Genomic DNA, 14,017 nt, shown 5'->3' with positions numbered 1-14,017 from the left:
GCAGGCGCGACGCTTCAATCAACAGTTTCTCAAACGGACGAATGACCTTTGGAAAGTCTTTGTGAGTTGTAGAGTTTTGCGAACGGAAAATTATTTTGCTTCAGCCAGTTGTTTTTCGAGGTTGGCGCGTTCGAGTTTCGCCAGGGCTTCATCAAGGTTGTGTTGCGAGGTATCGGTCATCGCCTGTTGCAACAGTTTTTCGGCGTGTTCGCGTTCGGCAATCGCTTGCGCCAAATCAATCTCTTCGGGGGTTACGGCTGAATCGGCAAGCACGGTGACGAGTTTTGGTCCAACTTCGACATAGCCGCCGCTAATGACCATCTTTCCGGCATGATCGCCTTTGTGATAGATCAACAGCCCTGCGGGTTTGAGCATCGACACCAGTTCCGTATGTCCGGGCAGAATGCCGAGTTCGCCATCAAGCCCCGGCACTTCCACACTGTCAATATCTTCATCGAAAACCTTACGCTCCGGCGTTACCACTTCAAGACGTATCATCTGTTTTTCACCTTCTCATTTTTCTGTCCGCGCCGCGCGCCAATCATTCAACTTTTGATTGAACCAACGCGCGCCGAGGTGAAGAGTTGAAATTAACCTCACCTCTTCACCGCTTTCCCCTCTCACCTCTTCATCAGTGACGGTCTGTCATTAACCGCTTATTGCATCGCTTTGGCGGCTTCAACAACTTCATCAATACCGCCTTTGAGGAAGAACGCCTGTTCGGGAATATCGTCGTGTTTACCATCGATGATTTCGCGGAAACCACGAATGGTCTCATCAATGGTGACAAATTTGCCCGGAATGCCGGTGAACTGTTCGGCAACGTGGAAAGGTTGCGACAGGAAGCGTTGCACTTTGCGGGCACGCGACACCGCCAGTTTGTCGTCTTCGGAAAGCTCATCGATACCGAGAATGGCGATGATGTCTTGCAGGTCTTTGTAACGTTGCAAGATGCGTTTGACATCCTGCGCGGTGTTGTAGTGGTCATCACCGACGATGCGTGGATCAAGAATGCGCGAGTTTGAGGCAAGCGGGTCAACCGCCGGATAAATCCCTAACTCGGCAATCTGACGCGAAAGCGCCGTGACTGCGTCGAGGTGCGCGAAGGTGGTCGCCGGCGCGGGGTCAGTGTAATCGTCCGCAGGGACGTAAATCGCCTGCACGGAAGTGACCGCGCCGCGTTTGGTTGAGGTGATGCGTTCCTGCAATTCGCCCATCTCCGTAGCCAGCGTCGGTTGATAGCCGACCGCCGAAGGCATACGACCAAGCAATGCCGACACTTCGGAACCGGCTTGGGTGAACCGGAAAATGTTGTCGATGAAGAGGAGCACGTCGGTTCCGACTTCGTCGCGGAAATATTCGGCAACCGTGAGTGCCGTGAGCGCCACGCGCAGGCGCGCGCCGGGCGGTTCGGTCATCTGTCCATAAACCAGCGCGGCTTTGGAACTGCCGACCGCTTTCATATCGACTTTGCTTAAATTGAATTCGCCGGTCTTTTCAAAATGCTCCTGGAATTCATCGCCGAAATCGATCACCCGGGATTCGACGAATTCGCGAATCAGGTCATTGCCTTCGCGTGTGCGTTCACCGACGCCGCCGAACACCGAATAACCGCCGCTTTTTTTGGCGACGTTGTTGATGAGTTCCATAATCAACACGGTTTTGCCGACGCCTGCGCCGCCAAATAAACCGATTTTGCCGCCGCGCAAAAACGGTTGAATCAGGTCAATGACTTTAATGCCGGTGGCAAACATTTCGAGGTTGGTTGACTGTTCGGCAAATGCCGGCGCGTGACGATGAATGGGGTAGTGTTTATCGGAAGTCACCGCGCCAAGTTGGTCAACCGGTTCGCCAATGACGTTGAGTACGCGACCAAGTGTTGCCGGTCCGACAGGAACGGTGATGGGTCCGCCGGTATCTACAGCTTTCATGCCGCGCACGATGCCTTCCGTGGGTAGCATCGAAACGCAACGACAACGGCCTTCGCCGAGGTGTTGTTCGATTTCAACGACGATGTTGATGGGTTCGGGAACCTCAAAACCTTCACTGACGACTCTCAGAGCTTGATAAATCGGGGGTAACGCTGCTTCATCGAATTCAACGTCCACAACAGGCCCGATGACCTGTATCACTTTGCCCTCGTTTGCCATTAAAAAATTCTCCTTTTGATATGCAGAGCGTATTCCTAGCGGTCAATAATTATGCCGTTCAAAGTGTGAGAAAATAGCATAAAGATTGCGGAATTGGCTAGTCTGTCTCAGCAATTCTGTTATAGCTTGAGCGTATCTGTAAAACAAGCTATGCTCGGCTGACAGCCGAATCGAATCGGAGTCTTTCTGCACATGAATAAATTTCTATTGGTTAGCTTCGCCTTACTGGTTACGGTTTTCGCTTTTTTAGCGGTCAGCCATTTCAATGAACCGATTTACGCGAATGAAAATGCGCCATCGGCAATTGCGCGCCTGCCCGTCGAATACGCTTTGTTGGCTACAGACTCGCAAAGCTCAAGTTTGAAATTTGAAGTGACGGTTGCCGCCGGATTACTCGACAAACCACAAAACGGCAGACTGTTTATGGTTCTCGGAAAATTCGCGCAACCCGAACCGCGCCTGTTGATTGGGCGCACCGGCATGGAATCCGCGCCGGTTTTCGCGCGCGACGTGGAAAATTTTGCAACCGGCAAACCTGGCGTCATTGATAATTCCTGTGTCGCATTTCCGATTGAAAGCCTAGCGAAATTACCGGCGGGCGACTATTTCATTCAAGCGCTTTTCGATATCAACAACGATTTAAAATCGGTGAACGCGCCGCATAATCTTTACAGCATGGTGCAACGCGCCACCATTGACCCGACAAAAGGCGGCACCATAAAAATCGAACTCACGCAAAAAATACCCGAAGAACAATTGCCTGCCGACAGCGACTCGGTCAAATTCGTCAAAATCAAATCCGCATTGCTCAGTAAATTTCATGGGCGTCCGATTTATCTGCGCGCCGGAATCATCTTGCCCAAAGATTTCGCCAAAGAGCCGTCGCGCCAATACCCTTTGCGGGTGCACATCGGCGGTTACGGTTCGCGCTTTACAGGCGTACAGCGCATGATGTCGCCGGGTTCGGAATTTTTCAGCGCCTGGAATGACGACAGTACACCGAAAATGATTGTGTTGCACCTGGACGGCGATGGCCCGTTTGGTGACTGCTATCAAGTCAACTCGGCAAATAACGGTCCCTACGGGGATGCCGTCACGCAGGAATTGATTCCTTTTGTTGAACAGAAATTTCGCGGCATCGGTGAACCTTACGCGCGGGTATTGGATGGCGGTTCGACGGGCGGTTGGGTATCGTTTGCCTTGCAGGTTTTCTATCCCGATTTCTTTAATGGCACCTGGTCATACTGTCCCGATGGCGTGGATTTTCGCGGCTTTCAACTCGTCAACATCTACCGCGATAAAAATGCTTATGTGAATCAATACGGCTTTGAACGCCCAAGCGCCAGAGAGATAAACGGCGAAACCCGCTTCACGATTCGCCACGAATGCCAGATGGAAAATGTCTTGGGCGCGGGCGACAGTTGGGCAATGTCAGGCGAACAATGGGGCGCCTGGAATGCGACCTATGGGCCGCGCGGCGCGGATGGTCGCCCGCGTCCGCTCTGGCATCCCAAGACCGGCGAGATTGATGCGAGCGTCGTCGAACATTGGAAAAAATATGATTTGCGACTGGTGTTGCAAACCAACTGGACGACGCTTGCGCCGAAATTAAAAGGCAAAATCAATATCTGGGTTGGCGAAGCCGATAATTATTTTTTGAATAACGCCGTGCATATGCTGGATGAACATTTCACGCAAGCTAAACCGTCAATCGAAGCGCGAATTTTTTACGGCGCGGGTAAAGGTCATTGTTGGCTCGGACTCACCCAAAGACAGATGATTGATGAAATGGCGGCGCGCATTGAGAAGTCGCGAAGCAATCATTAAACGCTTAACAAGGCGCTGCCTTCAAATTCAGCAATCATTTTTCGCATGGCATCGGGGACGACAACTGAGGCGAGGGTTTTCGGGTCTACGCAAACATAAATCGAAGTCGCTGTGCTGAGGAGTCGGTCTTCGCCTGCCTGGTAAATTTCAAATTCAAAGGTGAGGCTTTTGGCGCCGATTCTCGCGATGCGGGTATAGATTTCCAGCATATCATCGAATCGCGCGGGCGCTTTAAATTCAATAGTGGTTCTGGCGAGCACCGTATCGACGCCGGTGGTTTCCAGAAGCGATTGATAGTTATAGCCCATCGCCCGAAAGTATTCCGTCCAGGCGATGTCGTAATAGGTCATGTAATTGCCGTTAAAAACGATGCCCTGCAAATCGGTATCGGCAAAAATCACGCGGTAGGAGTGATGAAATTTGAAGTCCGTTTTCATACGCGGCTTATGATGAATGAATAGTTGAACGCAGGCAAATCAATATCGGCTGAAAAACAAAAGCGGCAGCCATTACTGACTACCGCTTTCGTTTTGAACTCCTGAGGTAGGGCTCGAACCTACAACCCTCCGGTTACGCTTTCTCCTATGCTTTCGCAAAGGTGCGGACTATTTCATCAACTTTTTCAAGTTGCCGGGCGCTCGTGGGAGTTTTATTGGATGGGTTCCTCAACTCCTAGTCTCTGCACGTTCCTGCTTACTTTGATACCCTTCAGCAGGCTTCGCTCAAGGTTGCCATGCTAACTTGCATTAGCGAAGGGTTCCTTGAATTCACCCAGTTTGTCAACCACAGTCGCCTGTGGAAGCTGCAACGGTTTACAGCCGGATGCTCTACCATTGAGCTACTCAGGAAAAATCCTTCGTGGTGAAGGAACCGATAACTTACCAAAGCCCGCGCAAAAATGTCAACGCCGAATCAAAATTCATCATTCGCTTTTTGCCAGTTTGGTTTTGAAAAATTTAAGCAGGCGTTCGCGATAATCGTGTTTGGCATGGCGCGCGGCTTTCGCATGGCGCACACCATCGACTATCCATAACTCTTTTTCAATCGTCAGTGCCTCGTAAATTTCCTGGGAATGTCTGACCGCGATTAACTCGTCGCCGGTTCCGTGAACCAGATAGACTGGGCATTTGATTTGCGGCGCAAGGGCGACGGGTTCGATGGCTTCGATGTCGAAACTGCCGCGATAATTCGCCCATTGTCTCGCCGTCCACATCACCGGATGTAAAACCACATTCGGCAAACGTGTGGCGCTTTGAATAAATTCGTGCGAGATGCGTCTGAGCGACGCAAACGGGCTATCTGCCCACACACAGCCAATCCAATCGTTCGCCGCGGCTACCTGCAAAGCAATCGCCGCGCCCATCGATTCGCCTACCAGCCCGATGCGGGTTTTATCAATCGCTTTATGGTTCGCCAACCAGTCAATCACCGATTCAACATCGCGGCGTTCGTTAAACCCGTAGGTCACATAGTAACCTTCGCTGTTGCCGTGCCCGCGTCCGTCAAACACCAGCGCATTAAATCCCGCGTGGTGCAATGCCAGGGCGGCGCGTAAAACATCCGTGCGGTTTTTTCTGACGCCGTGAATCACGATGACCGTGGCTGCATCTTTTCCGCTTTCAAACCACCAACCATGCAGTTGCGTTCCATCGAATGAAGGCATCTGGACATCTTCATACTCAATCCCCGCGTATTTGATAAACTCGCGCAGGCGGTGACTTTTGAGTTGCGCGACGCGCTTCATTTTGGGTCGAACCAGCAACCCTGAAAGCGGGAAACTTGCCGCGCCCACCAGCAAGGTCAACGACCCGGCTGCGCCTGCGGCAAACAACCCCGCAAGTTTCAGCCAGCGCGAAGCATGTTCTCTATCTATTTTGGGAAGCCAGCTCGCTGCCGTTGATTCAGTAATCGGGGTCTGGTTTATCTCTTTGTTATCTTCGTTCATTTCATCACCTCATTGATGAAATTCAAATTTGTTGTTGATAAGAAGTCTCACCTTGATTATAAGATGTCCGCCTGCGTGATGCGAATAGCGAACTTCGCTCGGTGATTAAAAACCAGCAGCCTTCAAATTGTCTCCATCAAGTAAATCGCTCACCAATGAGAGGTCAAACTTATCCCCGAATCAGGCGAATGAAAGGGATTTGGCGGATGGGTTTTTCAAAGTATTCGCTGAATGCTGAATAATTTTGCCTTTTCAGGCTTCGCCGCCGCATTTGTTCGTATGTTAGAATGACCGTTGAAGACAAAATTCCAACATAAGGTCAGCGAATAAATCTATGTTTTGTAATCAATGCGGCGCGAAACTCACACCCGGCAGCCGGTTTTGTAATAGTTGTGGCGCAGCCCTGCCCGCAGGTCAAAGCGCGCCTCCGCCGACGGCTCAAGGCGTTCCCAATTATGCTGCGGGATATACGCCATCAGCGCCAACGCTTGGGCCGATTGCCGATGAACACAACATCTTTACCCTCAGACCGACGTTGATTTTCGTGATGGTCTGGTATGCCATCGCGACTGTGCTTTTGCTGGTGGTCGCAGCTTTGCTCGGTTGGCTGAAAAGCGCCTATTTCAAGGATATGAGCAATGGCATCGCCTTTATCGTCATCCTGATTGTGGCGCTGGTGATTTACGCGATTCCGCTTTACAAACATTTTCTCCGCCGCCGCGAAGTTTATGTTTTAACCAATCACAAACTCGAAATGCGTTATGGCATTATCGCCAAGACCGTGCGCAACATTCCGCTGGCGAAAATTCAGGATGTCACGGTCACGGCTTCGGTCTGGCAACGTTTGCTCAAACTTGGCGACATTGAAATCGATAGCGCATCGGAAGGCGGCAAAATTGTCTTGGACGAAGTCCATAACCCTGAGCATTATGCCAACATCATTCTCACGGAATTGCGTCGCGTTAAATAAACCGGTTTGTCGGAACCGAATGAAAATTACAGGTGTCTAATAAAAGAAGTTACTGGTTTCCGGTTATTAAGCCTTATGAACCAGAAACCAGAAATCAGAAACTATCGAAGAGGTTTATCGGATGAAGCGCCTAAGCGTTTTATTATTCAACTTAATTATCGCTTTATTATTTACACAATCGTTTGCGGTCGCCCAGGACAATCAAAATCCCGCGCCACAAATTGTCACTATTGAACCTGCAAAACCCGCGCCCGCAAAACCGCTTGCCGAGTTATTGCCCGCAAGACTTGCGGGTATCATTGCGACCGGCGAAGCCAAAACTTTCAATGCCGAAAGCTTGAATCAACTGGTCGGCGATAAAGCCAAAATCTATCAGGAATACCGCACGGTTGCGGCAGCCTCGCGCGCCTATGGCAAGGTTCGCGTTGATATTTTTCAAAGCGATTCGCCGAGTGCTGCTTTTGGCGCGTTCACTTATCAAGCCGGTGAAACGTTGAGCCAACCGGTGAAATCGGCGATTGGCGCAAATAGCCTGGCGCTTGGCGACAGTTTGATTTTCTGGAAGCAAAATTATTTTGTTCGCATCGCAAGCCTTCAACCGGGGCGAACTGCTGGCGCAAGTTTTAACGCCGTTGCCACCGAGGTCGCGAAAAATATTTCCGCAGATGAAGCCTCGGCAGAGCGCCCGACATTATTCAATAGTTTGCCGAAAAATCCGGCGGCGCGCAGTGAACGTTACTTTCTCGGCGGCCAGTCCCTCGGTAAATATTTCCCGCGCGCTAGTGAAATCTTCATCTTCGATGGCGATGCCGAAGCCGCGTTTGCCGAATATCCGTTGACCGTCGCGACACCCAACCAAACAACTGTCGGAAAGCTTGTGGGTTCGCAAGCCAAAGCCTTGCAGTTAGTGATTGTCGAATATCACACGCCGCAATTTGCCGCAGACGCCGACGCCCAGGCGACCAGTTTTGTTGCATCGCTTTCTGCCGAAGCGCAACAACAACTCATCGTCAAACGCATCGGTAATTTTCTGGTTGGCGCTACGAATTTCACAGACCGCGAACAGGCAGAACAGTTAGTCGGTTCCATCGAATATCCGTATGTCGTCAAGTGGCTGCAAAATCCGGCGATTCCCACACGCGACCCGTTTCACGAACAAAAGGTCGCGCAGATGCTGCTATCGATTTTCAGCCTGATTGGTCTTGCAGGCGGGTTGATGATGTTTGGTGGATTGTTTTTCGGAACCTTTGTTTTTCTCAAACGCCGCAAACAAAATCGCGAATCGTTTTCCGATGCCGGTGGCATGCTGCGCTTGCAACTTGATCCGCTGGAAGACATCATTCTCGGCTTGCCGCCAAAGAAAGAGTAAAAAGGACTGAGGACTGAGGACTGAGTTGTAGAAAGTATGAAGTATGAAATATAAACGATGAACTGAGATTTTCTTCTTGTTCATCCTTCATCGTTCCTACTTCATCGTTTCTTCTCAGTCCTCAGTCCTCAGCACTCAGTCCTGACATATGCCCAATTCCGTTTTAATCGTTGATGATGAAGCAGGGATTCGCAGCACGCTGGCAGCGGTTCTCGAAGACGAAGGTTTTGCAGTTGAAACCGCCGCATCGGGTGAAGCCTGTCTTGCGGCATTTGAACAACGCATTTTCAGTTGTGTGTTGCTCGATGTCTGGTTGCCGGGGATTGACGGCATTGAAACCCTTGAACGCTTGAAAACCACTTTTCCCGAAACCGCCGTGATTATGATTAGCGGTCACGGCAATATCGAAACCGCGGTTAAAGCCACACGTCTCGGGGCGCTCGATTTCATTGAAAAGCCTTTAAAAATCGAACACACGGTTTTAGCCGTCAGCAACGCGCTGCGCCAGAAACAACTCGAAGCCGATAATCAAAGACTGCGCCAGCAACTCAGCGATGAATATGCAATGGTCGGTGAAAGCGTGCCGATGCGCGCCTTGCGCCAGCAGATTGCGCTTGCCGCGCCGACCAACGGGCGCATTCTGATTTACGGCGAATCGGGAACCGGCAAAGAACTCGTGGCGCGTGCTCTGCATCGCGAATCTGCTCGCGCCGCGCAGCCTTTTGTTGAACTCAACTGCGCGGCAATTCCTGAAGAGTTAATCGAATCGGAACTTTTCGGACATACGAAGGGCGCGTTTACCGGCGCGACTCAAGCCAAGCGCGGAAAATTTGAACAAGCCGATGGCGGTACGCTTTTTCTCGATGAAGTCGGTGATATGAGTTTGAAAGTGCAGGCAAAAGTGTTGCGCGTTCTTGAAGAGCAACGCTTTGAAGCAGTCGGGTCAAATACTCCGATTAAAGTTGATGTGCGCATCATTGCGGCTACGAATAAACAGTTAAATGAGGAAATCGAACGCGGCACCTTTCGCGCCGACCTGTTTTATCGTTTGAATGTGATTCCCTTTGAAGTGCCGCCGCTCAGGGAGCGCATCGAAGACATTCCGCTGCTCATTGATTATTTCAATCGCAAGTTTTCCGCAAGCTACAATCGTTTGCCGAAACATTTCACTGCCGATGCGCTTGAAACTTTAGCCGCGCACGCCTGGCCCGGCAATGTGCGGGAACTGAGAAATATTGTCGAGCGGGTGGTGATTATGACTTCCAAATCTGAGATTAAATCGAGCGATTTACCTTCGCTGGATTATAACGAAGAGGCGTTGCCGGTGCGCTTTGATTTCAATTCCTTCAAAGAGGGACGGGATGTATTCGAGCGCAAATACATTTTGCGCAAGCTGGCTGAACATGACGGCAACATCACCCGCACCGCCGAAGCGATGGGCTACGACCGCTCACATCTTTACCGCCGCATGAAAGCGCTGGGGATTAACGGCAAACTCAATCAGAATTGATTAGGGTTGCAGCAAAGGTAAAACTATCGCGAGAACCTGGTCGTGGGTTTCCTGTACGCCGCCGCCAGCTTCGATGATGCGAAAGCGCGAGGTGTGAGCTTTGGCAATCTCTAAATAACCTTCGCGAACCCGACGATGAAAATCCTCTTCTTCATCATCAAAGCCTTTCATTGCTTCCTGCGCTTGGCTCGCATCACGTTTATCGAGTCGCAACCGCGCTACCTGCAAATCCAAATCAAACAGCAGCGTTAAATCCGGCTCAAGGGCAGCCGTTGCCAAACGATTGAGTTCATCGACCGTTGCAATCTCTACGCCGCGCCCATACCCTTGAAACGCCACGCTTGAATCAGTATAACGGTCTGAGAGCACGATGTGACCGCGTTCGAGATGCGGTTTAATGAATTCGGCGACGTGTTGTGCGCGGTCAGCCATCAGGAGCAACAGTTCGGCAAGCGCCGCCAGACGGTGGTGTTCCTTAATCATCAACTCGCGAATTTGTTGACCAATACCGGTGCCGCCCGGTTGGCGGGTGGTGACGACCGGCAACCCGCGTTTGCCTAAAGCATCCGCAAGCATCTCCAATTGCGTACTCTTGCCGCAACCGTCTATGCCTTCAAAGGTGATGAAAAATCCGTTAGCCATTAGTTTCCGGTTGAGAAAATCCTAACGACTCGTTACTCCGGTGATGAATGTTCGGAACTTTCGGAATGGTCGCGGTCGCGGCTGTGATACGAATCTCGTCCCCCGCCCATGCGCGTGATGCAAACCGTTGAAATGGCGTGTTTGAATATCAACTGCTCCTGTGCGCCTGCTTCTAAGATCAATGAATATTTGTCAAAGCTTCGGACTTTACCTGACAACTTGACCCCACTCATCAAGTAAATCGTGACCGGTATCCGGTCTTTTCTAATGTGATTTAGGAAATTATCTTGTATGGTGTTTTGTGTTTGTGGATTTTTTTCCATTTTGCAAAGTCTCCTCCCGCAAAAAGTTAAAGCGGATATCCTGTTCCTGCAATCATGTGAAGAAATCGTTACCTTAGCGATAGCAACAGGGCTTGCGTTTGTTTAATTCGGCTACTGATTTTAAAGACCCTAACCGCTATTCGCAGCCTCTATTATGCTTTGAAACTTTTTGGTTTACAACTGATGTTTCAGACCCTGTAGCTAACTTACTTGACACTCGCCCGCTTGAGCCGACAAACTAGCTGCTTATTTTACTCGGAAAATTCGATCTGACTTAGGAGATATAAAATTGTTTGTACTGAGACCATCGTCGCCTTTTAAGACATCACCGATTCTGAAACCCGCTATATCTGAACCGCCGCTTTCAACCGCTTTGCCTGTACCGGATGCCCAGGCGCAACCCTCGGTAGATGCCGAGCCTTACATAGATTTGGGGTTGCCCATCCCTGAAACTTACGGCACAGACATTATTCGCGCCATGATTCAAGACCCGTTTCGCGTCTTCATTTACTGGGAGGTGCGCGAAGCCCATCTCGAAGCGCTCACCAGACTTTTCGCGCCCGCAGAGGTTGCCACTTTCAAAACCGTGTTGAAATTACGCGATATGAATGGCGGGCAGGAAGCCTTTTTCAATGTCAAAAATCGCGGGCGTTACTGGATGATGGTCTTTCCAGACCGCGCCTATCAATTTGAAATCGGCGTGCATTCGCCGATTCATGGTTACATTTCCCTGATTGCTTCAAACACCGTTCAAACGCCGCGCGGCACGATTTCGCCGCTTACCGCCGACGAAGCCGAATATCGGCTTGAACCGGTCGAGTTTATCGAGGTGCTCGAAAAATCGGGCTTTGGCGCAGAGCAATCCCTGGACATTACGGTCGCGGCGATGCCCGGTATCGAAGTGAGCGAAGATGCGATGGCGGAAACCCTCGATAAACTCTCTGATGATATTCGCGAAGCGATACTCTTTGTTTTAGCGGGGGGCAAGCTGACGGCGGATATGATTTCGGCGTTTCCCGAAAATATTCGCGACTTGTTGATGCAGTTGATGAGAGAAAGCGGCAGCGACATCGCGTCGGTTGGCTTGATGCATTTTTTGCCGGAACTCTTGCGCGAAGCCATCGAGGACGAACGCGAATGGGTCACAGACCACACCCATCCCGTGCATCTCGCGCCGAGATTTTTTGTCGGCGCATCGGACATGATGCAACTGCCGGTGAGCGAATTGCACTTTCCGAAATTACCCTTGCGGCGCATCAGTTCCGACGCCAAATATCAGAAGCCGGAACTCAGTTACGGCTCGACGCTCAGACAATTATTGAAAGATTTGTAAAGCTGGTGAGTTTGTGGCGGATACAGCTTTGCGGTCTTTGCCAACCTTTGCGTCTTTGCGTGAAATATATTTTTCACCTGGAAAACCGTGTTTCACGCAAAGGCTACCAGCAACCGACAGGCGCGCAACGACGCCTTACGTTTTCCCTCAATCAATTCTATGCATATGTCACGCATCATTGAAACGCATAGATTGAATCTGCGTCCGCTCAGCCCGGATGACGTGGAAGCGTTTTATCAACTCTGCATCGAAGCGGGTGTGCGCCGCTATCTTTTCGATGATGAAATTTTACCGCGTGAACAGATTGAGAGTTTTTTGCAAACCAGCACAGAGCTTTTTGCTGCGCAAAATTTTGGACTCTGGGGTGTGCGCCTCGGCGATACAGGGTCGTTGATTGGATTTTGCGGTTACTGGTTTTTTCACGAACCGCCCGAATGCGAATTGCTTTACGCGATTTCCGCAAGGCACTGGGGCAACGGCTACGCCAGCGAAGCCGCGCAAGCCGTGATTCAGTACGGCTTTGAACGACTCAATTTTGAGCGCATTCAAGCGAGCGCCGATGCCCCGAATACAGCTTCGGTTCGGGTAATGCAAAAGTTGGGAATGACTTTCTTAAAACGCCAGATAAGTAACGGACGCGATACCGTCTATTATGCGTTAATGCGCGATGCCTTTAATGCAGGCGACTGAGGCCAACCGCGTAAGCCGTATCAATGCGCTCGCGCACCGCTCCGCTGATATCTGCGCTGCTTGAAGTAATCCGTTGAATAATTTTTGACGGAGCAGATTTGGATAGCACCGAACGCACCAGTGCAGCTTCGCCGGCGACCAGTGGCGCAGCCATCGATGTTCCGCTCCAGGTGCCAAACCCGCCACCCGGAACGGTGCTCAAAACCAATTCGCCGGGGGCAGCAATTTCTACCCACGAACCGAAATTTGAAAATGATGCTAAGGTATCGAATTCGGTGCTCGCCCCCACCGAAATCAAACCGCTGACCGGTTCCGCCGCGGGATATTCGAGGGTGTCATACCCGTTATTGCCCGCCGAAGCGACGACGACAACGCCGGGTTTGATGCAAGGAAAAGCATCGGGCGATGTAATGTCCTGACAGGTCACGGCTCTTAAAATATCCTTTATCAGTTTGCTTCTTTCAATGGTGCTGAGACTGAGGTTAATGATGTTCGCGCCATCATTGGTTGAAAGATTATCATCAGGGTCAACGGCATAGAGCAACCCTTGGGCGAGCGTCCACAAACTGCCTTCCCCCCGCTCATTTAAAATTCGTATGGGCATAATGCGGGCGTCGGGCGCAACCAGCGCCACCAGACCGGTAACGTGTGTGCCATGCCCGAATCCGCGGTCTTCGCCATAAACACCGACTTCGGTCGGGTCATTATCGTCATCAATAAAATCATAACCCGGAAGCAAATGCCCGGCGAGTTGAGGGTGGTTGAAATCAACACCCGTATCGAGCACCGCAATCGTGTTGCCCGCGCCGCGCGTCACCATATGGGCTTCCGGCAAGCGAATTTTCAGGGGAACCCATTGCGTATAATATTCGGTTGCGCCGCCGCCCGCCGACCACAATACACGCCCCGAATCTTCCGGCGGTTCGGCGACGAAATTGGGTTCCGCATAAGCCACCCGCCCTTGCAAGTCAGCCATTAAAGCATCGGCTCTATCGTTAGGCGAATCGCCCCCGACAATTTTTAAAAGGTAAATCGGACGCGCGCCAAATTGGGCAATCGGCGTCGGATCAAGATCGTAATCAAGCGCCACCGCGACGAGATCATCGGGATTATTGAGTTTGACAACGACTTCGGTCGGCACCGTTCTGCCGCTTGGAGCCGCTTTCACGTTTTTCGATTGAGCACCAGGAAAGGCACACAGACAGAAAAATATCAGTCCGAGTAATAAAATAAAAATCCCGCTTCTACGCATCTTGGT

13 protein-coding genes are annotated in these 14,017 nt (G+C 51.0%); 6 read left to right on the top strand and 7 right to left on the bottom strand.

Annotated features, from left to right (window positions below; genetic code table 11):
* Positions 1–90: 90 nt before the first annotated feature.
* Both atpC and atpD read right to left on the bottom strand, forming a co-directional pair.
* Positions 91–498, bottom strand: coding sequence for an ATP synthase F1 subunit epsilon (gene atpC, locus AB1757_24045; protein MEW6130129.1), 408 nt, complete (start codon positions 496–498; stop codon positions 91–93).
* Between the two features lie 158 nt (positions 499–656).
* The gene (atpD, locus tag AB1757_24040; GenBank protein MEW6130128.1) at positions 657–2,150 is read right to left on the bottom strand and encodes a F0F1 ATP synthase subunit beta; all 1,494 of its coding nucleotides are present in this window, start codon (positions 2,148–2,150) and stop codon (positions 657–659) included.
* A gap of 192 nt (positions 2,151–2,342) precedes the next feature.
* Between atpD and AB1757_24035 the strand changes: the two genes are divergently transcribed.
* Complete coding sequence (locus AB1757_24035; GenBank protein ID MEW6130127.1) at positions 2,343–3,977, top strand: alpha/beta hydrolase-fold protein; 1,635 nt, start codon at positions 2,343–2,345, stop codon at positions 3,975–3,977.
* Here the strand turns inward: AB1757_24035 and AB1757_24030 are convergent.
* Positions 3,974–4,414 carry a thioesterase family protein gene (locus tag AB1757_24030; GenBank protein MEW6130126.1) on the bottom strand — a complete coding sequence of 147 codons (441 nt, stop codon included), beginning with the start codon at positions 4,412–4,414 and terminating at the stop codon, positions 3,974–3,976. The genes AB1757_24035 and AB1757_24030 overlap by 4 nt on opposite strands.
* Positions 4,415–4,899: 485 nt before the next feature.
* Positions 4,900–5,922 carry an alpha/beta fold hydrolase gene (locus AB1757_24025; GenBank protein MEW6130125.1) on the bottom strand — a complete coding sequence of 341 codons (1,023 nt, stop codon included), beginning with the start codon at positions 5,920–5,922 and terminating at the stop codon, positions 4,900–4,902.
* 334 nt (positions 5,923–6,256) lie between these two features.
* On the opposite strand from AB1757_24025, the gene AB1757_24020 reads away from it, so the two are divergent.
* From AB1757_24020 to AB1757_24010, 3 genes are all read left to right on the top strand, one after another.
* Positions 6,257–6,892 (top strand): PH domain-containing protein, encoded by a 636-nt coding sequence (locus AB1757_24020; protein MEW6130124.1) that lies wholly within the window; start codon positions 6,257–6,259, stop codon positions 6,890–6,892.
* Positions 6,893–7,013: 121 nt separating this feature from the next.
* Positions 7,014–8,261: a DUF6599 family protein gene (locus tag AB1757_24015; protein MEW6130123.1), complete on the top strand. Its 1,248-nt coding sequence runs from the start codon at positions 7,014–7,016 to the stop codon at positions 8,259–8,261.
* A gap of 148 nt (positions 8,262–8,409) precedes the next feature.
* Entirely contained in the window at positions 8,410–9,771 is a 1,362-nt protein-coding gene (locus tag AB1757_24010; GenBank protein MEW6130122.1) for a sigma-54 dependent transcriptional regulator, read from the top strand.
* Here AB1757_24010 and tmk read toward each other — a convergent pair whose 3' ends face one another.
* Together tmk and hfq are read right to left on the bottom strand one after the other, a co-directional pair.
* On the bottom strand, positions 9,772–10,413 hold the full coding sequence (tmk, locus tag AB1757_24005) for a dTMP kinase (GenBank protein ID MEW6130121.1): 642 nt from the start codon (positions 10,411–10,413) through the stop codon (positions 9,772–9,774).
* Positions 10,414–10,445: 32 nt separating this feature from the next.
* Positions 10,446–10,736: an RNA chaperone Hfq gene (gene hfq, locus AB1757_24000; GenBank protein ID MEW6130120.1), complete on the bottom strand. Its 291-nt coding sequence runs from the start codon at positions 10,734–10,736 to the stop codon at positions 10,446–10,448.
* Positions 10,737–11,025: 289 nt separating this feature from the next.
* Between hfq and AB1757_23995 the strand changes: the two genes are divergently transcribed.
* On the top strand, positions 11,026–12,069 hold the full coding sequence (locus AB1757_23995) for a DUF4912 domain-containing protein (GenBank protein MEW6130119.1): 1,044 nt from the start codon (positions 11,026–11,028) through the stop codon (positions 12,067–12,069).
* Between the two features lie 87 nt (positions 12,070–12,156).
* Positions 12,157–12,759: a GNAT family N-acetyltransferase gene (locus AB1757_23990; GenBank protein ID MEW6130118.1), complete on the top strand. Its 603-nt coding sequence runs from the start codon at positions 12,157–12,159 to the stop codon at positions 12,757–12,759.
* Here AB1757_23990 and AB1757_23985 read toward each other — a convergent pair.
* Positions 12,743–14,011: a S8 family serine peptidase gene (locus tag AB1757_23985; protein ID MEW6130117.1), complete on the bottom strand. Its 1,269-nt coding sequence runs from the start codon at positions 14,009–14,011 to the stop codon at positions 12,743–12,745. The two genes, AB1757_23990 and AB1757_23985, sit on opposite strands and share 17 nt — an antisense overlap.
* Positions 14,012–14,017 lie beyond the last annotated feature (6 nt).

It is taken from the genome of Acidobacteriota bacterium (assembly GCA_040754075.1).
GTDB lineage: Bacteria > Acidobacteriota > Blastocatellia > UBA7656 > UBA7656 > JBFMDH01.
This window is presented reverse-complemented; position numbering and strand designations above follow the sequence as displayed.